The sequence below is a fragment of the Corallincola platygyrae genome, from assembly GCF_039544265.1.
Taxonomy (GTDB): Bacteria; Pseudomonadota; Gammaproteobacteria; order Enterobacterales; family Neiellaceae; genus Corallincola; species Corallincola platygyrae.
The window spans coordinates 154570-181458 of the sequence record NZ_BAABLI010000005.1; the positions used below are offsets into that span (position 1 = coordinate 154570).

20 protein-coding genes are annotated in these 26889 nt (G+C 49.8%); 11 read left to right on the forward strand and 9 right to left on the reverse strand.

Annotated elements, in window-relative coordinates:
• Window positions 1–2: 2 nt before the first annotated feature.
• Together ppsA and ABEA14_RS03355 are read right to left on the reverse strand one after the other, a co-directional pair.
• A complete protein-coding gene (gene ppsA / locus ABEA14_RS03350; protein WP_345338432.1) occupies window positions 3–2405 on the reverse strand; it encodes a phosphoenolpyruvate synthase in 2403 nt (800 codons plus the stop codon).
• Window positions 2406–2433: 28 nt separating this feature from the next.
• Window positions 2434–5076, reverse strand: coding sequence for a cation-translocating P-type ATPase (locus ABEA14_RS03355; protein ID WP_345338433.1), 2643 nt, complete (start codon window positions 5074–5076; stop codon window positions 2434–2436).
• A 179-nt stretch (window positions 5077–5255) separates the two neighbouring features.
• Here ABEA14_RS03355 and ABEA14_RS03360 point away from each other — a divergent pair, with 179 nt between their 5' ends.
• The gene (locus tag ABEA14_RS03360; protein ID WP_345338434.1) at window positions 5256–6047 is read left to right on the forward strand and encodes a TIGR01458 family HAD-type hydrolase; all 792 of its coding nucleotides are present in this window, start codon (window positions 5256–5258) and stop codon (window positions 6045–6047) included.
• A 15-nt stretch (window positions 6048–6062) separates the two neighbouring features.
• Here the strand turns inward: ABEA14_RS03360 and trhP are convergent, their stop codons facing one another.
• Window positions 6063–7484 (reverse strand): prephenate-dependent tRNA uridine(34) hydroxylase TrhP, encoded by a 1422-nt coding sequence (trhP, locus tag ABEA14_RS03365; RefSeq protein ID WP_345338435.1) that lies wholly within the window; start codon window positions 7482–7484, stop codon window positions 6063–6065.
• Between the two features lie 198 nt (window positions 7485–7682).
• On the opposite strand from trhP, the gene ABEA14_RS03370 reads away from it, so the two are divergent.
• Both ABEA14_RS03370 and ABEA14_RS03375 read left to right on the forward strand, forming a co-directional pair.
• Window positions 7683–8531 carry an HDOD domain-containing protein gene (locus ABEA14_RS03370; RefSeq protein WP_345338436.1) on the forward strand — a complete coding sequence of 283 codons (849 nt, stop codon included), beginning with the start codon at window positions 7683–7685 and terminating at the stop codon, window positions 8529–8531.
• A gap of 50 nt (window positions 8532–8581) precedes the next feature.
• Window positions 8582–9427: an HDOD domain-containing protein gene (locus ABEA14_RS03375; RefSeq protein ID WP_345338437.1), complete on the forward strand. Its 846-nt coding sequence runs from the start codon at window positions 8582–8584 to the stop codon at window positions 9425–9427.
• A gap of 86 nt (window positions 9428–9513) precedes the next feature.
• On the opposite strand, the gene rdgC is transcribed toward ABEA14_RS03375, so the two are convergent.
• The 3 genes from rdgC to ABEA14_RS03390 form a co-directional block, all read right to left on the reverse strand.
• Window positions 9514–10434, reverse strand: coding sequence for a recombination-associated protein RdgC (gene rdgC / locus ABEA14_RS03380; RefSeq protein WP_345338438.1), 921 nt, complete (start codon window positions 10432–10434; stop codon window positions 9514–9516).
• 87 nt (window positions 10435–10521) lie between these two features.
• A complete protein-coding gene (locus ABEA14_RS03385) occupies window positions 10522–11154 on the reverse strand; it encodes an MBL fold metallo-hydrolase (RefSeq protein ID WP_345338515.1) in 633 nt (210 codons plus the stop codon).
• A 59-nt stretch (window positions 11155–11213) separates the two neighbouring features.
• Window positions 11214–11858, reverse strand: coding sequence for an outer membrane lipoprotein (locus ABEA14_RS03390; protein ID WP_345338439.1), 645 nt, complete (start codon window positions 11856–11858; stop codon window positions 11214–11216).
• A 162-nt stretch (window positions 11859–12020) separates the two neighbouring features.
• On the opposite strand from ABEA14_RS03390, the gene ABEA14_RS03395 reads away from it, so the two are divergent.
• Window positions 12021–14027: a glycoside hydrolase family 31 protein gene (locus ABEA14_RS03395; RefSeq protein ID WP_345338440.1), complete on the forward strand. Its 2007-nt coding sequence runs from the start codon at window positions 12021–12023 to the stop codon at window positions 14025–14027.
• A gap of 13 nt (window positions 14028–14040) precedes the next feature.
• Here ABEA14_RS03395 and ABEA14_RS03400 read toward each other — a convergent pair whose 3' ends face one another.
• Window positions 14041–15735: a sensor histidine kinase gene (locus ABEA14_RS03400; RefSeq protein WP_345338441.1), complete on the reverse strand. Its 1695-nt coding sequence runs from the start codon at window positions 15733–15735 to the stop codon at window positions 14041–14043.
• Window positions 15736–16277: 542 nt separating this feature from the next.
• Between ABEA14_RS03400 and ABEA14_RS03405 the strand changes: the two genes are divergently transcribed.
• From ABEA14_RS03405 to mgtE, 7 genes are all read left to right on the forward strand, one after another.
• A complete protein-coding gene (locus tag ABEA14_RS03405; protein ID WP_345338442.1) occupies window positions 16278–17279 on the forward strand; it encodes a porin in 1002 nt (333 codons plus the stop codon).
• 239 nt (window positions 17280–17518) lie between these two features.
• Window positions 17519–18523, forward strand: coding sequence for a porin (locus ABEA14_RS03410; RefSeq protein ID WP_345338443.1), 1005 nt, complete (start codon window positions 17519–17521; stop codon window positions 18521–18523).
• Between the two features lie 71 nt (window positions 18524–18594).
• The gene (locus tag ABEA14_RS03415) at window positions 18595–18924 is read left to right on the forward strand and encodes a hypothetical protein (RefSeq protein WP_345338444.1); all 330 of its coding nucleotides are present in this window, start codon (window positions 18595–18597) and stop codon (window positions 18922–18924) included.
• Window positions 18925–19112: 188 nt separating this feature from the next.
• A complete protein-coding gene (phoB, locus tag ABEA14_RS03420) occupies window positions 19113–19802 on the forward strand; it encodes a phosphate regulon transcriptional regulator PhoB (RefSeq protein WP_345338445.1) in 690 nt (229 codons plus the stop codon).
• A gap of 13 nt (window positions 19803–19815) precedes the next feature.
• Window positions 19816–21141: a phosphate regulon sensor histidine kinase PhoR gene (gene phoR / locus ABEA14_RS03425; RefSeq protein ID WP_345338446.1), complete on the forward strand. Its 1326-nt coding sequence runs from the start codon at window positions 19816–19818 to the stop codon at window positions 21139–21141.
• 155 nt (window positions 21142–21296) lie between these two features.
• Entirely contained in the window at window positions 21297–22268 is a 972-nt protein-coding gene (locus tag ABEA14_RS03430) for a PstS family phosphate ABC transporter substrate-binding protein (RefSeq protein ID WP_345338447.1), read from the forward strand.
• A gap of 468 nt (window positions 22269–22736) precedes the next feature.
• Window positions 22737–24104: a magnesium transporter gene (gene mgtE / locus ABEA14_RS03435; RefSeq protein WP_345338448.1), complete on the forward strand. Its 1368-nt coding sequence runs from the start codon at window positions 22737–22739 to the stop codon at window positions 24102–24104.
• Between the two features lie 35 nt (window positions 24105–24139).
• On the opposite strand, the gene ABEA14_RS03440 is transcribed toward mgtE, so the two are convergent.
• Both ABEA14_RS03440 and ppk1 read right to left on the reverse strand, forming a co-directional pair.
• Complete coding sequence (locus ABEA14_RS03440) at window positions 24140–24610, reverse strand: NUDIX hydrolase (protein WP_345338449.1); 471 nt, start codon at window positions 24608–24610, stop codon at window positions 24140–24142.
• Between the two features lie 84 nt (window positions 24611–24694).
• A complete protein-coding gene (ppk1, locus tag ABEA14_RS03445) occupies window positions 24695–26770 on the reverse strand; it encodes a polyphosphate kinase 1 (RefSeq protein ID WP_345338450.1) in 2076 nt (691 codons plus the stop codon).
• Window positions 26771–26889 lie beyond the last annotated feature (119 nt).

The following is a 26889-nucleotide window of genomic DNA, read 5'->3' on the forward strand; positions in this document are numbered from 1 at the left end:
GCTTACTGATTCTGGGCTTGGTCATTCTCCAGTGCCAGCACCACCTCTGTCATCTCCAACATGCTGTCAGGATTCAGGGAGATTGAGCCAATCCCCTGTTCCACCAGCCAGCGGGTGATTTGCGGAAAGTCTGACGGTGCCTGGCCGCAGATACCGATATATTTTCCTCGCTCGTTACAGGCCTTGATCGCCATCTCTATCATCCGCAGTACGGCTTCATCACGCTCATCGTATTGCGTCAGCAGACCTGAATCTCGATCAACGCCCAGAGTGAGCTGCGTTAAGTCGTTAGAGCCAATACTGTAACCGTCGCAACGTTCCAGGAACTTGTCGGCAAGAATGACATTGGCTGGGATCTCGCACATGGTGTAGACCTTAAGGCCGTTTTCTCCGCGTTTTAGTCCGTGACTTTCCATCAGTGCCATTACCTGGTCGAGGTCGCCAATGGTACGAGTGAAGGGGATCATCACGGTAAGGTTCGTGAGTCCCATACGTTCACGTACCTTCTTCACTGCCTGGCACTCCAGTGCAAAACAGGCTGCAAACTGGTCGCTGGGGTAACGACCCGCGCCACGGAAGCCAATCATTGGGTTCTCCTCTTTCGGTTCGTAACGCTCTCCGCCGATCAGGGCGCAATATTCGTTACTCTTGAAATCAGAAAAACGCAGGATCACTTTCTTCGGATAGAAGGCCGCCGCGATGGCGCCTATGCCCTCAGCCATTCGCTCGACGTAATAGCTTACCGGGTCAGGATAACCTCTCACTTTTTCATCGATGGCCGCTTTCACCTCTTCCGTCTGCTGTGCATATTCAAGCAGCGCCTGAGGGTGGATGCCGATGAGGTGGTTGATGATGAACTCGAGCCTTGCCAGGCCAACGCCATCGTTGGGCAGGGCGGCAAATTCAAGTGCCCGGTGCGGATCGGCGACATTCATCATGATCTGAGTTTTTGGCCGCTGTTTGAACTCGGCATCATGGGTTGTTACCTCGAAGGGCAGTGCTCCCTGGTAGACCCTGCCGGTATCGCCTTCGGCACAGCAGATGGTTACCATTTCCCCTTCGCGAAGTCGATCAACGGCATCGCCACAGCCAACAATGGCTGGAATACCCAGCTCTCTGGCAATGATCGCGGCGTGGCATACCCGTCCACCACGGTTGGTGACGATCGCTGAGGCAATTTTCATCACGGGCTCCCAATCGGGATCGGTGATATCCGTCACCAACACCTCTCCGGCTTCCAGTTCGTGCATATGGCTGGCTTCGAGCACAATACGCACTTTGCCTGTGGCAATCTTTTTACCGACACTCTTGCCGGTTACCAGCACATCGCTGTGTTCTTTCAGAGCATAAGTTTCAACCTGCGTCATGCCATTGCTGGCGTGCACGGTTTCAGGACGGGCCTGCAGAATAAACAGCTCACCACTGAGGCCATCTTTGGCCCATTCAATATCCATCGGTCTGGCTTTGCCGGCCCGAGCTGAATAGTGCTTTTCAATCAGAACTGCAGCTTTCGCCAGTCTAAGGACATCATCATCCTGCAGGGCGAAGCGCTGCTGCTCGGCGGGCGATACAAGGACATTTCGGGTGCTGACACCGTCATTCACCTTGTCGCTGTAAACCATCTTGATCGCTTTTTCACCCAGGTGACGGCGAACAATGGGGCGATTGCTGTCGTTGAGTGTGGGTTTGAAAACCAGGTACTCATCCGGATTGACCGCACCCTGTACGACATTTTCTCCCAGTCCGTAAGCTGCCGTTATCAGCACCACATCGCGGAAGCCTGACTCGGTATCCAAAGTGAACATCACGCCAGAGCAGTCTAAGTCAGAACGCACCATCTTTTGGATCCCGATTGAAAGGGCCACTTCCATATGGTCAAACCCTTTGTCATCGCGATAATTGATGGCGCGATCAGTGAACAGTGAGGCAAATACCTTACGCACGCATAACAGCAGTTGCTCGGCACCATGAACATTGAGGAAGGTTTCCTGTTGGCCAGCAAAGGATGCATCTGGCAAATCTTCTGCCGTTGCGGAGCTGCGTACTGCGACGTCTACATCGCTACCATATTCCTGCTCCAGCGCTGCATATGCCGCCAGCAGTTGCTGCTCCAGACCGGGGGGAAACTTCGCAGTTTTCAGGCTGTGCCGGATATGGCTGCCTGCTCTTTGCAGAGACTGGGTATCTCCCGGTGTTATGGTCGCCAGTTCGCGCTCAATCTCCGGCCGCAAATCATTGTGGTCCAGCAGGGCTCGATAGGCATCGGCAGTAATTGCAAAGCCATTGGGAAGGCGGGTCTCAGCATCGCTCAGCAGATCGTACATCTCGCCCAGCGATGCATTTTTGCCGCCAACCAAGGGGATGTCTTCAATGGTCAGATCTTTAAACCAGCGTATGTAAGTCATAAGAGAGTCCCTCTTCTTGTATGGTTTATTAATCCCTGCCTGAATTGTAGTTTGCGTCTCTGTTTCGGGCTGGGTGTCGGTAGCGATGCCAAAGTTTGTGTAGTTCATCCATTACGATCAGTGAAGTTGCCCATAACAGCAGGGTGCCCCACAGTTCCAGTGATACAGGTTGTAGCTGCAAAATGCTGGCTAAGCCCTCCGAATGCATGGCCCAGATATGGACACCCTGCGCACAGAGCATGCCGACCAGCAGGTAGGGGTTGCCAAAGAAGGGTTGACGGAAAACAGAGATGGTTTCTGAGCGGCTGTTAAAGACATGAATATTCTCAAACAGCACCATCAGCAGCAGTGTCGTGTTGCGCGCAGTTTCCACGTCCTGCCCCTGTTCTAGCGCGGTGATGAAGATAAAAAACGCCACGCCACCCATTACCACCGCGTTGACGATGACACGTTCAATCATCAACCGGTTGAACATAGCTTCCTGAGGAGGGCGAGGGGGCTTGTGCAGTTCGTTGCCTTCGGCGGGCTCAAATGCCAACGCTTTATCTTGAAGGCCGTTAGTGACCAAGTTTAACCAGAGCAACTGGATTGGCAGCAGTGGCAAAGGCAATCCCATCAATACCGACAGAATAAACAGCACGATTTCGGCGGCGCCGGTACTGATAAGCAGGAACACAACCTTACGGATGTTGCCGTATACGATGCGCCCCTGGCGAACACCCTCGACAATGCTGGAAAAGTTATCATCGGTAATGATCAGGTCTGCGCTTTCGCGCGCCACGTCAGTACCACGTTTACCCATAGCGACACCGACATGGGCGCGCCGTAGTGCCGGCGCGTCATTCACGCCATCACCGGTAACTGCAATAAAGTCTCCCTGTTGTTCAAGTGACTCAACCAGCATCTGCTTTTGCTTGGGCTCTACCCGGGCAAAAACGCTCTGGCCAGATACCAGCGCAGCAAGCGCTTTATCGTTTTTCTCGCAGTGTCCGAGCTCGGGGCCCGTCACTGCCCTTGTAGGTGGAGGGGAGAGTTCCAGCTGTTCGGCAATTGCCAGGGCGGTATCTGGATGATCTCCCGTTACCATGCTGACCTGAATACTGGCGCTTTGACAACTTTCTACCGCGGCCTTTACACCGGGCCGCAGAGGATCCTGCATACCGACAATGCCAAGGAAAGTCAGGTCTTGAAGCGAGTGTGCAATATCTGCGGGCGAGTTATCAAGCGTTCGGCTCGCTAATGCCAGGACTCTGTATCCTTTGCGGGCAAGCTCACTGGTCTGGCGCATGATGTGCTGTGGGTCTAAAGCAGTGCCATCAATGACACTGCTGCACAGGGAAAGCAGGCGCTCAACACTGCCTTTGACAAACAGTGTTGGGTGCTGGTCTAACTGGCAGATAGTTGCTGAGTAGGCATTCTCTGACTCGTAAGGGCAGAGCGCCAGTTGCGGATACTGTTTACTCAATATCGTCTGCTCAAACCCTAACTTGGCTGCCAGCACCAGAAAGGCGATATCAACGTTGTCACCTTCTGCTCGCCAGTTTTGATCTACTTTTTGCAGCACCGCCTCGTTGGCCAATGCACCACACAATACCAGCTGCTTCAGATATGCCTTGGTTTCACGATCTGCATTGGTTGGCAATATCTCACCATGCAGATCCATGCCTTCGCCCGTCGCCTGACAGTGGCGGTCATCGGGAAAGCGAATGTGTTGAATGGTCATCTCATTTAAGGTGAGGGTACCGGTTTTGTCTGACGCGATATGGGTGCAGGAGCCCAGCGCCTCGACCGCCAGTAGTTTACGTACGATAACGCCGACTTTGGCCATACGCCGCATACCAATGGCCAGCGCCACCGTAATTGCAGCCGGTAATCCCTCGGGGATCGCTGACACCGCCAATGCCACCCCCATCAGAAAAACCTGAGTGAGATCGTCACCACGGGCAATGGTGATCATAAACAACAGGGCAATGATAATGATGACGGCAATAGACACTCTGCGAGTAAAGCGCTCTATCCGCAGTAGTAACGGTGGCTTAGTGGCGCTATCACCGCCTACCTCGTGGGCTATTTGGCCAATTTCTGTGGTTGCGCCTGTCTTTTCAACTTCGCCAAGGGCACGGCCATGGCTTACCAGTGTTCCCGCAAACAACATGTTATGGCGCTCTGTGATCGGTGCATCGTCCATCACCTGGCCATCGACCCTTTTAGCCTGGGGTAAGGATTCACCGGTGAGCATCGATTCGTCACAACTCAATCCGGTTGAATCCGTGATGCGAATGTCGGCGGGAATTTTGTCTCCGGCAACCAGTTGTACAACATCTCCCGGTACCAGCTGTTGAGCGTCAAGTTTTTGCAGACATTCATCCCGGTACACCGACGCATTGCTGGGCACCATATTGCGCAGGGCTTTGGCAGCTCTTGCCGCGGAGTACTCCTGTACTGTGCCGATCACGGCATTCAGCAGTAGGACTACACCAATGAAGAAGCTGTTGATCTGCTGGTTGAGAAGCCAGGAAACAACCGCAGCAACAAACAGGACGTAAATAAAGGGGCTTTTGAACTGGCGAACAAAAATCAACACCGGGCCTACCTCCCGAGCCTCGGGAAGTTGGTTTAAGCCGTATTGCGCTAAGCGTTTTTCTGCTTCGGACGCGCTTAAGCCAGGCATGTTTGCCTCAGTGTTGTTATGGCGATTGGAGACGCGTTAGAGCGTTCGGTGCTTCACTTATCATTATAGTTTGTAGGGTTTATTGGCGCGTGTTTCGAAGGAGAGTTTTTGCTCCAATTCGGTTTAGATCAAAGAGAAGATCTAAACTCTGATCATGGTGCTAACCCCAGAGGCATACCATGCAACATCGAGTGGAAGGTGTACTGTTTGACCTAGATGGTGTTATCTACGATGCGGGCGGTGTGATTGCCGGTGCCGTTGAGACGATAACCTATTGTCGCGAACAGGAGATCGCCCACCTTTTTCTCACTAACACCTCCTCAAAACCGCGCAGTGCCATTGCCACACGATTGAATTCTTTGGGGATCAAGGTGGATGAGCGTCAGATTCTGACTCCTCCGATTGCGGCGGCAGCCTGGTTGTCACAAAGGCAATGGAAAGCTGACTTGTATGTCCCTGAATCGACTCTGGCTGATTTTACTGCGGTAGCCTGCTCGCCAGATCAGATCCCGAATGCCGTCGTTGTGGGAGATTTAGCGGAGCAGTGGAACTTTGCTTTACTCAATCAAGCATTTCGGCAGTTACAGCTAACACCGGAGATGGAACTGTTGGCCCTGGGTATGACACGTTACTGGAAAGCGGAAAATGGTCTTCAGTTGGATGCCGGGCCATTTGTTAAAGCGCTGGAATACGCCTCAGGTAAGACGGCAACCGTTATGGGCAAACCCGCCAGGTCCTTCTTTGAAGCTGGCTGCAGTGCGCTTGGCTTGCTGCCAGCGCAGTGTGTGATGATTGGTGATGACATCGCATCAGACGTAGATGCTGCACAGCAGGCGGGATTGGTCGGCGTATTGATTAAAACCGGTAAGTTTCAACCGGACGATCTGCGTTCACATCTGAAGCCTGATGCTGTTTTGAATTCCGTGGCGGAACTGCCTGACTGGCTATCAGAAACTTGCTCTGGAACATGAAAATGAAAAGGCGTCTTATGACGCCTTTTCATTTTCATCCTTGTCAGTTTTCGCAAAGGGCTGACGAGTGTCCTGGTCCTGTTCCAGGTTGCGCATCAGAATGCCAAATTCGACATCAATATCCTCAGGAATTGGCATCAGCACGGTATACCCCGAGCCTGGAGCCACCTCCATTGCTTCGCCTTTAGCATTCTGCATCTGTTCCAAAGTGAAAGTAATGTTGCCACTCGGAGTCATCAGCTCCAGGCTGTGGCCCACTTTAAATCGGTTTTTCACTTCTACCACGGCCAAGCCTGTTTCTTCATCACGGCCGGTGATTTCGCCTACAAATTGCTGTGACGTACTGACCGAGTGACCATATTCGTAGTTCTGCGTCGCACCGTGACGGTGGCGCTGCAAAAAACCTGTGGTGTAACCGCGATGGGCCAGGTGTTCCAAGCTTTGCATCAGAGTCGGGTCAAACGGCTTGCCGGCGACTGCATCGTCAATGGCACGACGATAGAGCTGTGCAGTACGCGCAACGTAATAGAAGCTTTTGGTACGTCCTTCGATTTTAAGTGAATGGACACCCATCTTGGTCAGGCGATCAACGTGCTCGATGGCTCGCAGATCTTTTGAGTTCATGATGTAAGTGCCATGCTCATCCTCAAATGCTGGCATGTATTCGCCCGGACGCATCTCTTCCTGAAGCAGGAACATCTGGCTGGTGGCGGGACCTTCGCCAAGTGTTGGCTCAACTTGTTGAACTTCAATTTCCTGGGCCTGACGGGCTGCTTCTTTAGGATCTACGGCTACCACATCACCGGTTTCGGTCTCTTTGGCTTCGTGGGCATCATATTTCCAGCGGCAAGCGTTGGTGCATGTGCCTTGATTAGGATCACGCTTGTTGATGTAACCAGAGAGCAGGCAGCGACCGGAATAGGCCATGCATAGGGCACCGTGAACAAACACTTCAAGTTCCATTTCTGGCACATGTTGGCGGATCTCTTCGATCTCATCCAGGGATAGCTCACGAGACAAAATAACCCGTTCAATCCCCTGTGTTTGCCAGAATTTCACCGTGGCATAGTTAATAGCATTGGCTTGAACTGACAGGTGAATGGCCATCTCTGGGAAGTGCTCCCGTACCAACATAATCAGGCCAGGATCGGACATGATCAGCGCATCGGGCCCAAGAGCCACCACTTCACCGACATCTTTGACAAACGTTTTGAGTTTGCTGTTGTGGGGGGAAATGTTGCACACCACGTACAGCTTTTTGCCAAGAGCATGGGCTTCATCGATGCCCTGCTTTAGTGTCGCCAGGTCAAATTCATTGTTTCGTACCCGCAGACTGTATCTGGGTTGGCCTGCATAAACTGCGTCTGCACCGTAGGCAAATGCGTAGCGCATGTTCTTTAAACTTCCGGCAGGTGAAAGCAGTTCAGGTACAAACATGGTGGAACCTTGATGTGTTGGTGTCTTCAGGGCGGCGAATTCTACATGTGACCACTTACTTCATCAATATTCTAGGCTAATTATCGAGCATGATGCAGTGGTGTGAATTAGCTCCGGTACCGGGGTGTAATCGCTGTGTTAAGATGCAGCGCAATCGCAATGATTTACAGGCGCTTGGCGCGAGAACGAGAACCATTAATGTCTGCTGAAGAAGCCCTTTTTCATATTCTTGAAGCACAACTCGATAATGATGAATTAGTACTGCCTTCTCTACCTGAGGTGGCTATACAGGTCCGCGATGCGGTAGACGACCCTGACAGTACGTTGGCTCAAATTGTTGATGTTGTAAGCAAAGATCCGGCATTGAGCTTAAGACTGATTCGAATAGCTAATACGGCTCACTATGCCAGAGCTGCTAATGTCACCACGTTGAATGCTGCTATTCACCGTATCGGTATGCGTGCGATTAAAAACATCGCAATCGCTATGGCACTCGAACAGCTTTTTGTGTGTAAAAATGACATTGTTCGCATCTATATTGAACGTGCTTGGAGCCAAGCGGTAGATGTTGCCGCTGCATCATCAGCGGTCTATGCAAACTACCGAGAAGAGCACCGTAGCCGTGAGATCTCTCCGGATACGCTGACGTTAATGGGATTGATCCACAATATCGGAGTATTGCCGATATTGCAGGAAGCACAGCGCCACGATGATGTGTTTGCGAACCCGACCTTTCTGGATCGTGCTATAGCAAGGTTTGGTGCGCGAATTGGCGGTGCCATTATGAAAGCCTGGGGATTCGGAACTGATTTTGAGCAGCTGGTGCGTGATTGGCGAGATATGTCGATTCAGCCTGCTGCGTTGAACTATCTGGATTTTGTTCGTCTTGGCACCATCTACGCCAAGGTAACCAAGGATGAAGGTATAATCGATAACGTGATGCATGTGGCTACAGAAAAAGGCTTGTGCGAAGACAGTGCGTCGCCGTTTGAGCACGAGATGTTTATGACACGTTTTCGCGAAGTAAAAGCTGCGTTTGAACAATAATCTAAAGAGGCTGTTGATCAGCCCAATGTTACCGTAATTGAGATATTTCTATGCCATCAGAAAACGCATTATTAGACAACCTTCTGGAGCAGATTAAGAGCGATGCATTGGTATTGCCGACCTTACCCGAGATCGCATTGCGTGTGCGGGATGCGGTAGATAATCCAGAGGCGAGCCTTCACAGTATCTCAGATGAGATCGCCAAAGATCCCGCGTTAACGGCGAGCATGATCCGGATCGCCAATAGTGCTTTTTATGCCCGAGCAGTGAAGGTGACGAACCTGAATGCAGCGGTAAATCGAATCGGTCTGGAGCAGGTTAAAAACACTGCCACTTCGATGGCGATGAAGCAGATGTTTATTTGTCAGAACGAAGTGGTTTTTGACTATTTTGACCGGTCTTGGTGTGATTCTGTTGACGTTGCCAGTGCTGCTGGTGCTGTTTTCGCAGCTTTCAAACAGAAGCGTCCAGGTACTGAGCTGGAGTCAGACACCTTATGTTTGATGGGGCTGGTACATAACATCGGTATCTTGCCTATCCTGGCCGAAGCTGAAAAGAACGTGGCTGAGTTCGCGAACCGTGCTTTCCTCGACCAGGCGATTAGAAAGCTGACCAAACATATCGGTGTGGCCATTATTAGAACATGGGACTTCGATAAGTCTTTCGCGGTCGCTATTGCGAAATGGGATAGCCTGGATTATCAGCCCGCGGCGGTCGACTATCTCGACTTTATCCGTATCGGCGCTATTTATGCGGGTCTGCTAGGGCAAGGGAGAGCGCAGGCAGATCTACTTCAGCCTTATCTGGAGAAAGGTGTGATTGACGACTTGGGTATCTTCGAGAGTGAAGATTTCCTTGAGAAGTATAACGAAACCAAGTCAGCGTTTGACGATTGATACCCTCCCACCGTTCTGAATTTAATTAAAAAAGGCGCCGCTCTTGATTAAGGAGCGGCGCCTTTTTACTGAAGAACTAAACTCAATCAGCCATTCAGTTCGCTGATCTCTTCACCACCCAGTGATTCCATCAGTTCAGGAATGAAGTTGGCTAACTCGCCACACATTAGCATGAAGTCAGCGTCGAACTTAGCGACAGCGTCGATATCGTCAGCGTTACCGCTCTCTTCACGGAGAATATCGTTAAACTTCAGGCGTTTGATCACCAACTCCTGTTCAAGCAGACAGGTCAAGCGTTCACGCCAATCTAGGGCCAGTTTGGTAACCATTTTGCCAGCTTCGAGGTGTGCATAGATTTCGTCGCTGGTGAGATCCTGTTGCTTACAACGAATCAAACCGCCATCTTCGCTTGCGTCACGCAGCTCGGCTTCTTCCAGCAGACCAAACCCGTCTGGAAGAGGGCCATTTTTAACCCACTCAGTCATACAGGCCGCAGGGTTGGTTTTGCTGGTCAGTGGAACGACAGGCAGGGAGCCCACGGTTTTGCGAAGCAGAGAAACGAGCTCGTCAGCTTTACCGGCGCTGGAGGCGTCTACCACCAGCAGATTGTTTGCTGGTGATATATAGGCAAATGTCATCTGGCTACGAGTAAAGGCGCGAGGTAGCAGCTGCATTTCTATCTCTTCTTTCAGCGTCTGCTGCTCTTTGCGCGGTACAGGGCGGCCCTGAGCTTCTTCGATTTCTGCAACTTTTGCATCCAGCGCTTCTTTAACGACCGCCGATGGCAATACACGCTCTTCACGGCGCATACAAACCAATAGATTATTGTTGGCGACGTGCAGTAGTGTTTGGCCATGTTTGCCCAGAGGGGTTACCCAACCAAGCTGCTGGCGGTCTTGGCTGCCACAAGGTTTGAATGAGAATTCGGTCAGTGCTGTTTCAAGCGAGTCTGCGGTGATGTCACAAGGACGACTAAAGCGATAAACGCGCAGATTTTTAAACCACATAATTAGTCCAGTTGATGTTCTTTATAGAGAAGGTACGGGAAGAAATTCGAGCGCTATTGAGCCACACTCAACGCGCTCGAGCAAGGATTAGCCTCGCACAAACGGATTTGAACGACGCTCTTCACCAAAGGTTGATTCGGGACCATGTCCAGGGACAAAACGTATCTCATCGCCCAGTGGGAACAACTTCTCTTTAATCGAAGCAATGAGGGTAGGGTGGTCACCTTTTGGAAAGTCGGTGCGACCGATACTGCCGCGGAAGAGCACATCACCTACCCATGCTATGGCGCTGTCCGCATGGTAGAAGACTACATGTCCTGGGGTATGTCCCGGGCAGTGGAGAACGTCCAGTGTTTCATTACCCACTTGCACCTGGTCGCCATCATTTAACCAGCGATTAGGTGTAAAAGTGCCCACTTGCGGAAAACCAAACATCTGGCTCTGTTGTGGTAGTGCGTCGATCCAGAACTCATCTTCCTTATGTGGCCCCTCGACGGGGAGTCCGCTGCTTTCGGTAAGCGTGGCTGTGCCACCGGCATGATCAATGTGAGCGTGAGTCAGCAGAATCTTGCTGAGAGTTACTCCCTCTTGTTTGATGGCTCCAAGTAAGCGATCGATATCGCCTCCTGGATCAACCAATGCAGCTTGCTGAGTTTCTGTACACCAGACAAGGCTGCAGTTTTGCGCAAAGGGGGTAACCGGGATCGTTTTGTACTTCAGAGCCATGGAAGAGTCTCATGCGACAGTTGGAAACTGCCGCATGATAGCAAAAATTTTGGTTAGCCGTTGCTGGAAACTGTATCTACGGTGCTTGAGTTTGCGTCTTGATTTGGTTCATCTCCAGAGCCACCTGCAGCGTCACCCGTGCCGCCATCATCAGCCATACCACCGCCACCCGAGCCGCCAGCGCCACTGCCGCCGCCAGCGGAATCATCCTTGAATGCGCTGTAGTTCTGCAGTTTGTTAACACGTGTAGAACTGCCTTGCTGCAGAATCTTGACCCAGTCACCGGCCAGGATTTCGTCTGGAAGTTCAGGATCAAAAGCCTGAACGACAGAGATGATGTCACCGCTTTCCAGTCGGATGGTGTACTCATGGCCCTGTTTTTCGGTCAGTGACTCTTCAGCCATGGCACCGATGGCTGCACCAATGACGGCGCCCGCGACTGCAGCAAGATCGCTGCCTTTACCATCACCAACGGCTGAACCCGCGATACCCCCGGCAACTGCACCAGCAGCGCCACCTGCACCTGTTTTTGTACCTTCGATATTCACGACCTGCACATCAATGACCTGGCCGACGCGTACCTGTTGAACACGACGCGCTTCTTCACGGTTGTAACTGCTGCCCGTTTGTGAACTTGGTGCGCAACCCGCCAGCAATGTTGCCGTGGCCACAATACTAACAATGAGGATCTTACGCATTGTGATCTCCTGAAAAGAACCCTTGTCCTAGTGTCTTTAAATTAGCGAGCTAACACCAGCGACTTTCTGTTACATAGCATGTCTATTTATATCCTTTGACATGACGCCATTGAGAATAACGTGACCTTGCCTAAACTAGGCGAAAACCATTGAGACCCGGTTATGTTGCAAATAACAAAGCAAGGCATTCAGTTATTACATCAGGGTGAAACGACTGAAATTCAAAGCTGGGGCAATTTAGGGATAAGAATTATCTGTTATAGGGGACGCTTTAACGACTCGATTCCCCAAGCGCTAATCCCTGAGCCAGATCGTACACCTGTTAATGCTGAGCTTAGCTCAGATCATGCGGTGCTGTATCACGCCAACCTAAAAGTAACACTAAGTGACACCGGCTACATCCGTGTCTTTGACCTTGAACGCAACTTTTGGGTGATTGAACAACAGGCTCCCCGGCAGTATCGAACGGCTGTCAGTGGATTGAATCATCTGACATTAGATCTGGTTGCTCATGAAGATGAATGTTTTTACGGCATGGGGCAGCGCAGACATGGCTACTTTAATCAAAAAGGTTGTGTGTTAGATCTGCAACAGCGCAATAGTGAGGTCAATGTTCCCTTTCTGATCTCCTCCCGTGGCTATGGTTTGTTATGGAATATGCCGGGTACAGGTCGAGTTGAGCTGGCTTCGAACCGCACAAGATTTGTCGCCGACGGCGCACGTCAATTTGATATCTGGTTTGCTGCCAGTGGCGATTTCTCCAAGTTAATGACTGCTTACTATCAAGTCACTGGACTTGTGCCAACTTTTCCCGCTTGGGCCAGTGGTTTTTGGCAATGCAAGCTCAGGTACGCCAGTCAGGAACATCTGCTGAATGTGGCGCGGTCGTACCAGCAGCGAGGTTTACCTCTGTCAGTTATTGTTATCGATTACTTTCACTGGCCAAAAATGGGAGACCTTTGCTTTGATCCTAAGTACTGGCCTGATCCGCAAGCCATGGTTGATGAACTCACATCGATGGGGATAGAGCTGATGGTCTCCATATGGCCCAGTATTAATCCAGAGAGCAAGGCAGCCAAAGAGTTAGCGGAAAACAGGTATCTGTTATCGACTTTTGATAACGAACTAGCCCTCAATTGTTTTGTTGATAGTGCCTCAGATGAGGCGGTTAACTTCTATTACTACGACCCCTCTTATCCAGAAGCACGCAAAGATTTCTGGCAGCGAGTGCAGGCTGGTTACCGCAAGTACGGTATCAAACTGTTTTGGTTAGATGCATGCGAGCCTGAAATGAACCTTGCAGATGCCCAACAATTAGTCTTTCACCAAGGGATTGGGAGCGAAGTTGCTTGTCTCTATCCAAAGTGGCATCAACAGGCATTTTACGAAGGCTTGTCGAATGACGGAGAGAATGAAATCTTAACGCTGTGTCGCTCAGCTTGGGCGGGAAGCCAAAAGTATGGTGCTGCGGTCTGGTCAGGGGATATCCCCTCCAGCTTCGAGAGTCTGCGGATACAAGTGGCTGCAGGTTTAAACATGGCGCTAAGCGGAATCCCATGGTGGACCACGGATATTGGCGGATTTTATGGGGGTAACCCTGAGAGTGATTATTTCAGAGAGTTAATCGTACGTTGGTTCCAATATGGCGTGTTCTGTCCGATCTTCAGGCTGCATGGGAAGAGAGACCCAGGTAGCGACAAAATGGGGGCAGACAATGAGTTGTGGAGTTTTGGTGAGCCTGCCTACGAGATTTTGAGCCACCTGCTGAGACTGCGGGAGCAATTGCGGCCCCATATTCATCATCACCTGTCGCAGATTAATGAAACTGGACGGCCATTGATGCGACCTCTGTTATTCGACTTTCCCCATGACGGTAACTGCTATGCCTTGGGTGATCAGTTTTTGTTTGGTGATTGTTTGCTGGTGGCACCTGTCATGACACAAGGAGCAGATCACCGAGCGGTGTATTTGCCTGAGGGCACGCGCTGGCGAGCCTGCGCTATTCATCCCGAAATGGATTCCGGTATACATTCTAAAGCGAGTATGCAAAACGGCGAAGACGTCACCTGGCTGGAGGGTGGACAGTGGCGGGATGTATTTGCGCCGTTAGATACTATCCCAGTATTTGTGGCTGAGGGCTCAGCGTTGGACTGTAACCCTCATTTTTAGGTGGGGACAATAGCTACTCGAAATGCTGTGGTAACACCATGGTATAACTCAACCCTTCACCGGCAGGGCTTGTGGCGGTTATTGTGCCGCCAAGTGACTGGGTAACCAGGTTATACAAAATATGGGTGCCAAGGCCGCTGCCACCGTGCCCACGCCTGGTAGTAAAGAAGGGATCAAATAGCTTTCTCAAGTTTTCAGGGCTCACGCCTTTACCTGAATCCTTGTAACCAATAACAACATGTTGGTTATTGATGCTGACATCGATAAAGATGTCACCACTTTCGGTCTCTTCAAACCCGTGGATCAAAGTGTTCATTATCAGGTTGGTAAACACTTGGGACAGAGCGCCAGCCCGGCAATGAAGTACAAGATCGCTTGGACAATGAATATGGAAGTTGGGCTCTTGGCGTTTGAGCTTGGGTTGTAGCGAGCGGATCACTTCTTCTATATACGACTTCAGATTTAAGTCGCGGATAATCTCGCTGGTTTGGTCTACGGCGACCTGTTTAAAACTGGCGATCAGCTCTGCAGCTCGGTGCAGGTTGGTATTTAATAGTTGGGTACTGTGCTGAGCATCGGCCAGGAACTCCTGCAGATGTCTCTGTGTCAGTGACTTCTCATTAAATTTTTGTTCCAGCTGTTTTATCCGGTCTTCCAAATAAGAAGAGGCGGTTACTCCTACACCAATAGGAGTGTTAATCTCATGAGCTACGCCGGCAACCAGATTACCGAGCGACGCCATCTTTTCTGATTCGACCAATTGTGCCTGAGTTGTTTTTAACTCATCTAATGACTCTGCTAACTCTTCACGCTGCTTTTTTAATGCCGACTGGTGCTGTTCCAACTCGCTTTTTTGACGGTCCACTTCTACCAAGGTGCGACTAAGGGTTGAAGTTTTTCGCGCAACATCCTGCTCAAGCCTGAGATTCTGATCATCAAGCTGTCTGTTGGCCTCGATGAGATTGTTTTGTGCAGTGTCTAATCCTTGTTTGTAGGCATCTAGTTGATCAACCATTTCATTGAACGCACGCTCCAGCATGGTTAACTCATTGCGTTCATCACTGGTTAGCTTGACCTTCACCGCACCAATATCTTCCCACTCAAGATCGCTGATCTGTTGTGTCAGGTCGGCCAAAGGGCGAGTCAGAATCCGGTTAAACACCAGCATCACAAGGAATATCAGAAAGAGTGTTTTAATCAGGGCGTTGCCAACCAGGAAAATCAGGTTGACCTTAATCCGGTCTATCACGACATCTCGGCTAGAGTAGATGGTGACATCGCCGAGTAGCGTTGCTCTGCCAGAAAACTCGAAAACTAATGGAAAAGTGAAGCCGAACAAACCGTGCTCTCCCTCTCTGAGGAGAGGCTCTGTGAGGTCTTCGATGGCGGGAAGATTTTGGCTGTTTGCCTGACGGCCGATTTCTATCATCTCCTCACCCGCTTCATCACGGATCGAAACACCCTCAATCATCGGCATGGCGACCAAGCCTTGGGCAATGGTCTTGGCCTGTTGAATATTGAGCTCCCAAATGGCGCGGGTCAGGCTGGCACTGAACGTCTTTTGAATGGTTTCTAGCTCACCAGTGATATAGGACTTGGTGTTGAAATACTCGACGGCCACTTGTCCACAGGTAACAAGAAAGGTCAGAACAAAATAGATGGAGAGGACCTGGTGAAGAAGTTTGCGAGAAAGACTGTTTATCTGCATGGCTACATCCGTCGCCCTATCAGTAGCAAGTTCCAATGCCAATTCATTAGTTCAGTTTGGTAAATAAACGATAAGAAGCCAAGTGTGCATAGTGAAAAATTACTAGTTGATCAAAGTGTTGCTGTTCTGACAGAGCGGTGTGGTGTGTTACTCATGGCACTAACATCCTGAAAAAGGAGGGAAGACACAAGGCAAAACGTTACTTCTGGTTTTCTGTTCACCTTAGTGCAACATTGGTTCAGTATCTTTGCACCATAGCAGCCACTTTTTCGTTAGTTTTTTGTATCCGACGCGAAAGCCCAAACAAGTTTAGCTCATATTTTGGTGTCTAGTGGGCTGTATTAACATTTTGATTCCCATCAAGAAAACGCGAAATCTTACTTGCTTCCAACAAGACCTTGCTAGTTTTAACAAAATGGTGACTACTGACATTAAACTGTCACAATTGCCTGACAAACTCTGTCGCATCCGAAGCCAAGGCTTTTTAAAAAGTTTTTCGGAATTTGAGAAACCAACAATATTTTGAATAAGGGATAGTCACAATGAAGCACTTCGCGAAAACTGCTGTTGCCGCTGCTCTCACTATGGCGTTTGCCGCTCCGGCATTCGCGGTTGCTCCGGTAACTGTTTACGGCAAAATCAACGCATCCGTAGGTTCTGAAGATTCACTGGACACTGACGGTTCTGAAACTGTTGTTAGCTCTAACGCCTCACGTTTCGGTATCAAAGGTGGCGTTGAGCTGACTGATAGCTTGCAAGCTGTCTACAAGCTGGAGTGGGAAGTTAACGTTTCTGACCAGGACAAAGGCAACGGTTCAGACGACAATATCAAGTCTCGTAACCAGTACGTTGGCTTGAAAGGCGGCTGGGGTGAGTTCCAAATCGGTCGTAACGACACCATGCTGAAAAAGTCTCAGGGTAAAGTTGACCTGTTCGGCGACCTTGATGGCGATATCAAGCACCTGTTCAAAGGCGAAAACCGTCTGGGTGATAGCGTAGTCTACATGACGCCTAAGTTTAACGGCTTCTACGGCGGTGTAAGTGTCATCACTGAAGACAACAGCAAGCAGAAAGACGAAGACGGTGATGAAACTACCGGTTTCTCACTGGCTGGTATGTACGGCGATGCTAAGTTCAAGAAATCAGACCTGTTCGCATCTCTTGCATATGACAGCGAAGTTGCTGGCTATGACATCCTGCGTGCAACTGCTCAGTACAAGTGGAATGACTTGAAAGTTGGCGGTATGTACCAGAACCAAGAGAAGGTTGAGCACGACAGCGAAGACTACTCTGGTTACATGTTCAGCGTAGCTTACAAGATCAACGCTATTACTTTGGAAGCTCAGTACCAGATGATGGAAATGAGTGACGACGTTGATATGACTGCCATGAGCGTTGGTGCTGAGTACAAGCTTGGCAAGCCAACTAAAGTGTTCGCTTACTACACTCTGCGTGACTTGGACGAAGACGTTCTGAACGAAGATAGCGGTGAAGTGATGGACGACGAGACTTTCTTCGGCGTTGGTCTTGAGCACAAGTTCTAATTAAAACTTACCTGGGTTTTAAGAGTAAGGGGCGCCATTTGGCGCCCCTTTTGCGTTTCTCTGAAACAGTGGCTATATGTGCGCTGATCGGCCAACGTTCTCTATCTTGATTAGTGTTTTCTCGCCTGTTCCAGTCGTTTTAAAGCTTTGTTATCAACCTGTAGCAGGTCAAAATCATATATGACAGTTTTGTTACTATCCCGCCTAATCTAATCAGCTTGATTCAAAAGGGATATCTAATGAAACGCCATGCACTCTCTTTAGCATGTCTATTGGCCTTAGCTCCGGCTACTCAGGCGGCACCAAAAATCTACGGCAAACTCAATCTGGCTTTACAGCAAAGTGATGATGGCACCACAGCCCGTGGCAGTTATTCAGAGGTTGCGAGTTATGCCTCCCGCTTTGGCATTAAGGGCGACAGCGACCTGGGTGAAGGTTGGGGCGTGTTTTACAAGCTTGAGTTCCAGGTCAATATTGATGACGACGAAGCGGATGCGCTGGATAGTCGGGATCAGTATCTGGGAGTTAGCAGCCCTGCGGGTGATTTTATGATTGGCCGCCGCAATACCGTATTCAAAGAGGCGAATAACAGCGCCGACCTTTTTGGCGACGTTGAAGGCGATATCAAGTTCTTGTTTGCGGGTGATAACCGACTGGGTGACAACGTGACCTGGAAATCACCCAAGTGGGATCAATGGCAGCTAGGCGCCACGATCATTACCGGTGACAACAGTAAACAAAAGGATCTCGAAGACGGTGACGAAGGTTACAACCTGGCACTGTTTTATGGCGATAAGTCGCTGAAGAAACAACCTGTTTGGGGCTCGGTTGCCTATGAGAGTGGCGTCACTGGTTATGACAACATGGTGGCTGTCGGCCGTGTAGCTTGGGGTGACTGGAAATTTGGTGCCATGTGGCAGAATACAGAGTCAACAACGTCTGGTGATGATGAATCCGGGTATATGGCCAATGTTGCCTACCTGATGGGGCCTTGGACCTTGAAAGCGCAGTACATGGCAAGCGATTTGTACAAGCTGGGCTACACCAAACGTAAAGATGACGATGGCAACAAGTTAGGCTTCCAAAACAGTACCAGTCTGGGCGTCGACTATACTTTTAATAAGACGACATCGGCATATTTATGGCTGACTTTGGCTGAAAAGCCAGAAGCTGAATATCGCGATATCGACGTTCAGAATGATGATGCCAGTTACTTAGCTTTGGGTATGATTCATAAATTCTGATCTACCTCGAAGTTGGTAGATAATAAAACCGATACAGTGCCGATGAATCGAATTGCAAGAGTGAGGACATCATGGACCCACTGGCCCGAGCCATCGGCACCGTTATCAACAAATATCCACAACGGGGCTTTACCGTTGCGGATCTGAAGCAGGTGTCTGGATTGCCTGCTGCGGCGCTGGTCGGGATTCTGGATAATCTGGTCAAAGATCACCTCGTTCGTCGTGAAGTTACTGAAACCGGCACCACCTATTGGGCAATCGCTTCTGATCCCAACCATACACCTCTGAAAAAAGACAGTACCGAGCCTCCAGAAGAGAAAGGCAGTACCTTGGCCGCTGGCGCAACCGCGGGGCTGGTCACTGCTGCACTGGCCGCTCTGATAGCCGAATTAGGCAGTTAAATTGATAAATTGGGCTCCATAGCCAATTTTAATGACCATAATTTAACAATTGTCATAAAAGTGAAATCTGGTAATCCGATAATTCCGCACCATAGCTGCACCCTCATTTGTTGAAGATGGTGCGAGATGGATTGGACGCCGCGATAAAGGACTTTACGTGAGCGAACTAGGAGAGGAGAGGTAACTCAATGGCAAGGCGAATTCTGGTCGTAGAAGATGAAGCGCCCATTCGTGAGATGCTGTCTTTTGTATTGGATCAGCATGGTTATCAAGTGGTAGAGGCGGAAGATTTCGATACGGCACTGTCTAAAGTTGTCGAGCCTTTTCCTGACCTGATTTTATTGGATTGGATGTTGCCTGGTGGCAGCGGAATTCAACTGGCGAAGCAAATTAAGCGTGAAGATATCACCCGTCAGATCCCTATCATCATGTTAACCGCACGCGGTGAAGAGGAAGATAAGGTTCGTGGCCTGGAAGTGGGTGCCGATGACTATGTCACCAAGCCATTTTCACCCAAAGAGTTGATGGCGCGTATTAAGGCGGTTATCCGCCGGGTTAACCCAACCAGTCTGGATGACATCATTGAAGTGCAGGGCCTGCGTCTTGATCCTGTCAGTCACCGAGTGACAGTTGACGAAGATAGCCTGGATATGGGGCCCACCGAATTCAAACTGCTGCACTTCTTTATGACTCACCCTGAGCGTGTCTACAGCCGTGAGCAGCTGCTGGACAATGTCTGGGGCACAAACATCTATGTGGAAGATCGCACCGTAGATGTGCATATTCGTCGACTAAGAAAGGCGATTGAAACGACAGGACATGATAAGCTAATACAAACTGTCCGTGGGGCTGGCTACCGCTTCTCCACCCGTATTTAGTATTATCATCTGAATGGATAATCGCTATAAAGCGTCCAAGCTTATCAGCACCTTAGCCTTCTTTTACGGAAGTGTGGTGCTGTTAGGTTTGTTGACAGACCTACTGGTAGAACTACTTCTCCTCGCCTCCCTTGGCCTGTTGGCCTGGCACTATGTAAACCTAAACCGTCTTCGTCATTATCTTTGGCACAGCCGACGTTTTGCTCCACCGCAAGGCGTAGGTAGCTGGCGACCGGTATTTGATGGCATCTTCAAGCTTCAGATGCGTAATCAGCAGCGCCGAGGACAGCTTGGTGAACTAGTGCGGCGATTCAGAGAAGGCGCCGAGGCCCTGCCTGATGCAGTGATGCTGATCGGGCAGCACCACGTGATCCTCTGGTCAAATACTCAGGCCCAAGAGCTACTTGGCTTGCGTTGGCCGGAAGACCGAGGTCAACGGATTGATAACTTGGTGCGCTCACCAGAATTTGGCAGTTTTATTCGTCAACGTGGCGAGCCAAGCGAACCTCTGATCCTGGAATCCCCCATTGATGTCGAACGCAAACTGGAAGTTCGCTTGATGCCCTACGGCGATCATCAACGTCTTCTGGTGATCAGGGATATAACGGTGTTGGTGCGTTTGGAAAATATGCGTCGTGACTTCGTTGCTAACGTGACCCATGAGCTAAGAACGCCGCTTACTGTAGTTAAAGGTTACCTGGAGATGATTACGGATCCAGACCAGATAGATCCTGCCATGTGGCAGCAGGTGCATAAGATGCTGGTATCACAGACAGACCGCATGGATAGTCTGGTGTCTCAGTTGACCGAGTTATCTAACCTGGAGTCTGGACGTGTCAGTCAGGGGAGCCTGCGCATCGATGTCGCTAACATGTTGGCGCTGATTGAACAGGAAGTGGCCGCCATCCACAAAGACAAGCAACTAAAGGTTACGTTCAAGCTGACCGAAAACCTGGATATGTTTGGCGAACCCAGACAGATGCGCAGCGCGTTCTCCAACCTGATCTTCAATGCGGTGAAGTACACGCCTGCGGGCGGTGAGATCATCGTGGGTTGGAAACCAACAGAGCAGGGCGCTGAGTTCTACGTCAAAGATGATGGTGATGGTATAGAGCCCGAACACTTACTCCGCCTGACCGAGCGTTTCTATCGTATTGATAAGGCTCGCTCCCGAGATACGGGCGGTTCAGGGTTGGGATTATCCATTGTTAAACATGCCCTTAGTAACCATCAGAGCCAACTGGAAATCAAATCTAAAGTGGGCAAAGGAAGCCGTTTCAGTTTTGAAATTCCCGCACATTTGCTTGATACACGCCGTGTTCAGGAGTCCGTGGGCTGATTGTTTTTTCAGCCCTCGTCACACTATTCTGCAATCTACCCCTCATATATTAGCTTGTAATAAAAGCGTCACATTCAGTTCATAGAGTTGTCATTAAAGCGCCAGATACTTGAGCGCGATTAATGCTTGGGAAGACCCCTAAAACGGAGTAAACAATGAAACTGAAACATCTGGTTGGCGCTATCGGCCTGACGGTAGCCACCGCATTTTCTGCCAACGTGGCTGCACTTGACGCCGAACTGCCTAAGTACGAGAAGACCTCTGGTATCTCTGGCAACCTGTCAACTGTCGGTTCAGACACTCTGGCCAACATGATGACCTTCTGGGCTGAAGAGTTTAAGCGCGCTTACCCTAACGTAAACATTCAGATCCAGGCTGCAGGTTCTTCTACTGCTCCACCAGCACTGACTGAAGGTACTTCACAGTTCGGTCCTATGAGCCGTCAGATGAAGGACAAAGAGGTTGCTGCTTTCGAAAAGCGTCACGGTTACAAGCCTACTGCTGTTCGTGTTGCGATCGATGCTCTGGCTGTTTTTGTACACAAAGACAACCCAATCAAAGGCCTGACTATCCAGCAGGTTGACGCTATCTTCTCTAGCACTCGTAAGTGTGGCTCAGTTTCTGATGTAGGTTCTTGGGGCGACATCGGTCTGTCTGGCGACTGGGGTAAGAAAGATATCCAACTGTACGGTCGTAACTCAGTATCTGGTACTTACGGTTACTTCAAGAAGAAAGCTCTGTGTAAGGGTGACTTCCGTAACTCTGTAAACGAACAGCCTGGTTCTGCTTCTGTTGTTCAGTCTGTATCTGCTTCTCTGAACGCTATCGGCTACTCAGGTATCGGTTACATGACTTCTGGTGTTCGCGCTGTACCTCTGTCAAAAGACGGCGTTAACTTCATCCCAGCTGACATTGAGCACGCTGCTAACGGCAAGTACCCTCTGTCTCGCTACCTGTACGTTTACGTGAACAAGCACCCTAACCAGCCTCTGGCACCAATGGAGCGTGAGTTCCTGAAGATGGTTCTGTCTCAGACTGGTCAGAAGATCGTAGAAAAAGACGGTTACATCCCACTGCCTAACAAGGTTGTGATGGCTGACCTGAAAAAGCTGGGTATCGAGCTGTAATTACCCACTGCTAAGTGATTCAGTTGAAAGCCCCGGCACATGCCGGGGCTTTTGCTTTATGTTCAGCTAAAATTAAAATCATCAGGGTCTGTTGACCTTTCGTGTTTGGATTTTGTTGTAGCTTAGCGATCTAAGTAAGTAGCGAATGACGCAGGTCAGAACGTGTTTCAACGAACCCCATTTACCTCAAATGAAGGGGCAGCATTTGTTGGCGATTTATGCTTCGTTATCGGCTATTCATTGAGGGCCACTCAACTTCACAGCCTCTGCCTCGTCTAAATCACCAACAAATTGCCGCAAAAACAAACAGCAAAGGTCAAAAGACCCTAATAATTGCAACCATTTAACAGTTCTGTGGTCAGTAAGGCACACTATAAAAATAGACCGCCTCTAAAGGCGTTTTCCGCATCGTTTTTTAGTTTACCCCTCAACTATTTTCCGATTCAGCGTATTTTTAGAGGAGGAAGCATGACAGATAAAGTAACCAGAGAAGCCCGTATTGCCAGAGATTTCAGCCTTGTTGAAGCAGGCTTAGATAGCGGCTCCCTGAGTAACGTGCGCTATCTGCTTAATTACAGTCTTCCTCCTGCTGATATTGCCGACCTTATTGAATCCAGTACGCCGCCTGAACGTCAGGTGATTTGGAAGCTGCTAAAGGAAAAGTACCGAGGCGAAGTGTTGTCTGAGCTGGCGGAAGATGTGGCTGCCGAGTTCTTGGAACGGATGGCGCCTCAGGAGCTTGCTGATGCCACTGCTGAACTGGACACCGATGATATTGCAGATATTCTGCAGCAACTTCCTGCCACCCTCACAGCGCAGGTATTGCACTCTATGGGCGCTCAGGACCGATTGCGGGTAGAGCGAGTGCTTGGTTACAGCGACGATATCGCTGGCGGTTTGATGAACACTGATACCGTGACCGTCCGTCCGCATATCACAGTAAAAACGGCGCTGCGCTATTTTCGTCAACTGCCCAAGCTACCTCAGATATTCGACACCCTGCTGGTGGTTAATACCGAGGATAAGCTTTTAGGTACCGTGCCAGTTAACGAACTGCTGACCTCAGATCCCGCAACCCAGATACGCAGCCTGATGAACGAGGAACCACTTAGCATTGCTGTCGATACCGACAGTAAAAAAGTGGCAAGTTTGTTCGAAAAACGCGACCTAGTGTCAGCCCCTGTCGTAGACAGTGATGGTTATCTTCTGGGGCGAATTACCGTAGATGATATCGTTGACCTGTACCGTGATGAAGCAGAAAACCACATCATGGAGCGGGCAGGTATGGACGCTGAGCAGGATACCTTTGCTCCCGTGCTCAAAACCCAGCGTCGTCGTGCCGTGTGGTTGTCGATTAACCTTGTAGCTGCTTTTATGGCGGCAGCTGTCATTGGCCTGTTTGAGGCGACCATTGAACAGTTCGTTGCACTTGCAGTACTGCAACCTATTGTGGCCAGTATGGGCGGGATCGCGGGAAACCAATCACTGACCATTATGATCCGGGCCCAGGTGCTGGGTCAGATCAACCGAGGTAATATCGGCTGGTTGTTTAGTCGCGAGGTAAGGGCGGGGCTTTTAAATGGCCTGCTGTTTTCTGTGCTCGTTGGCCTGGTCGCTTACCTATGGTTTGAGCACCTGCTACTCAGCGTAGTGATAGCGATGGCGCTGGTGGTAAACCTGTTTATTGCTTCGATTGCCGGTGTGCTCACGCCTATGTTCCTTCAGAAAATGAAGATAGACCCAGCACTCGCTGGTGGTGTATTGGTGACCACACTGACAGATGTCGGCGGTTTCTTTACCTTCCTTGGATTAGCAACTCTGATCCTGATTGGTTGAGTTTACTAACCTGCTAGGCTAGCTGAGGCGAACTGCTATGCGGCGCGCCTCAGTGGCTTAACTTCCGCTAACATTTCTGCCAATACACTCTTGAGTGACGAACAGCTGAGCATCCTCATCGCTTTGGCGATTGAGACAACTTTGCGTCGGCGCTGGTGCATTTCAGGCCACTTGGGCAGTAGGTAAGTCACTTCCATTGGATAAAAGGTGTGAAGTCTCAGTCTGCCATGGCAACGCCGTAAACAGGTGACGGTATAACGCTTGGGTCCAATGCTTCCCAGTAAGCCTGCTTCTTCGTACGCCTCGGTACGAGCCACGCCCTTGCGGGTCATGTGTAGCTCATCGTGTCCTTTGGGAAATAGCCACTGTCGCCCACTGCGGCTAGTGACAAGAACGACTTTGAGTTGATTGTTTTCGATAAGAAAGGGCACCGCACCAATTTGAACTTCTCGGTGGGCTGATGACTTTTTGTCTTTCAGTTGGGCTTGCAGTTTTAATGGCTTCATAGGCTCTGCTCGCTGTCGCTGACCGGCATCCCCAATTGCTTGGGTTTTATTGATGTTCGGTCAGCGCAGGCAGAATGGCAAGCCTTAATTAGCGTTTGCTTTGTTTTGTTCGATCTCTTTCAAATAATCGTAAATTGCGATTTGCGAGCGGATCTTACGTCTGTTACCGCGAGGTTTGTATTTATTGGACTGCTCTTTATCTATGATCCGAGCCTTGGTGGTGTCAGACCACTGTATCTCCATAATATCTATGATCTGCTGTTTCAGCTTGTCATCATAAATGGGAGTGCCTACCTCGACCCGTTTGTCGATATTACGTGTCATCCAGTCAGCAGACGATATCCAGACATCCTGCTCGCCTGAGTTATGGAACACGGCAACACGCGGATGCTCCAGGAATCGGTCAACAATAGAGAGCACTTCGATATTTGAGCTGATACCTGGAATGCCAGGCACAAGGGCACACATGCCACGAATAATCATTCGTACTTTTACGCCGGCGCAACTGGCTTCGTAAAGCTTGTCGATAATACCTTTGTCATCCAGGTTGTTTATCTTCAAAAATATCCGCGCTGGCAGGTTGCGCTGTGCATTTGATATTTCACGGTCAATCGCTCGGTAGATGCGTGTACGGCTATCGGTAGGTGAAACAATGAGGTGCTTGAAGTGGAAACGTTTGTAGCTGTGGACGATAAACTCGAACACATTTTCCACTTCCTGCGTTATCTCGCTGTTACGGGTAAACAGGCTGAAGTCAGTGTAGATTTTTGCTGTTTTTTCGTGGAAGTTACCCGTACCTATATGGGCGTAGCGTACTAATTCATCACCCTCTTTGCGTGTTACCAGGCAAAGCTTGGAGTGACATTTCAGGCTGGGAACGCCAAATTCGACTTTGATGCCCGCTTCGGTGAGTACTTTCGCCCATTCAATGTTAGCTTCTTCATCAAATCGCGCGCGCAGCTCTACAACTACAGTCACTTTCTTGCCGTTTTCGGCGGCGTCGATCAGCGACTTAATAATACGGCTGCGTTTGGCCAATCGGTAAATGCTCAGCTTGATATCTTTCACAGCGGGATCAAACGCGGCTTGGCGCAGAAACTCTGTGACATAGCGGAACTTGTGATAGGGGTAATAGAGCAGGATATCTTTCGCTGAGATGGCTTCAAATACCGTAATGTGAGAAGCGAAGTCATGGCTGTTTACCGCAGGTACTTTAGGGTGCTCCAAATAAGCTCGGCCAATATTTGGAAAGCCGATAAAGTCGCGGAAGTTGTGATAGCGACCGCCAGGTACAATAGAATCGAAATTGGTGATGCCCAGCTTGAACTTAATCAGTTCAATCATCGACTCTGGCATTTCGCGGTCATGTACAAAGCGAACAGGCTCAGCTGTGAGACGCTGCTTCAGGCCTTCTGACATCTGTTCAACCAGAGACTGGTCAATGTCATCAGATAGACCATATTCGGCATCCCGGGTCATCTTCATTGAGTAAGCGCTACAGCTTTCATACTCAAAGAAGGGGCTGAAAATATCATCCAGGCAGTGGCGGATAATGTTATCCAGCAAGATCATATTCTTGCGCTTTTTACCCTTTTCTCTGGGCAGTTCGATAAAGCGCGGCGCATCATCGGTAGGGATTTCGATGGCGGCATATTTAACCTGTTCTTTACTGCGCATCTCGCATATCAGATAGGTCAGGTCATCTTGAAGGATGCGCGCAAGATCGGTGTCACGTTCAATGATGGTTGGTGCTATGTAGCGTAGCAGCTTGTCGCGGAAATACTTTTTCAGCCATTCGCCTTGTTGTTCACTGAGCTGCTCTTCATTCACCAGGAAAATATTGTGGCGGGCTAATCCTTTCAGAACTTCGGTATAGATAAGATCGAAGTCTTCCTGCAGCTTCAATACTTTTGTTTGGATTTTACTGAGGAGATGTTGGGTATGGCTAACTTCTTTACCAGCAGCGCGGCGAATCAACAAACGACGTTTTACGTCGGCCACGCGGACCCTGAAAAATTCGTCGAGGTTATTGGAAAAAATACCCAGGAACCGGACTCTTTCGACAATGGGAACCGATTTATCTGCAGCCTCCTGAAGAACTCGTTCATTAAATGACAGCCAGCTGAGTTCCTTTTCGACATACAGATTGTCGACGCTCATAAATTCTCCTACTTGTCGGTGTTCTCGAGGCATGGATTCGCGGTCCTATCATCCAAAGGGTGTGTGACACTTTTATTACGGTACGACGAATTCCTCTTTTAATTGTTCACAGCTTGATT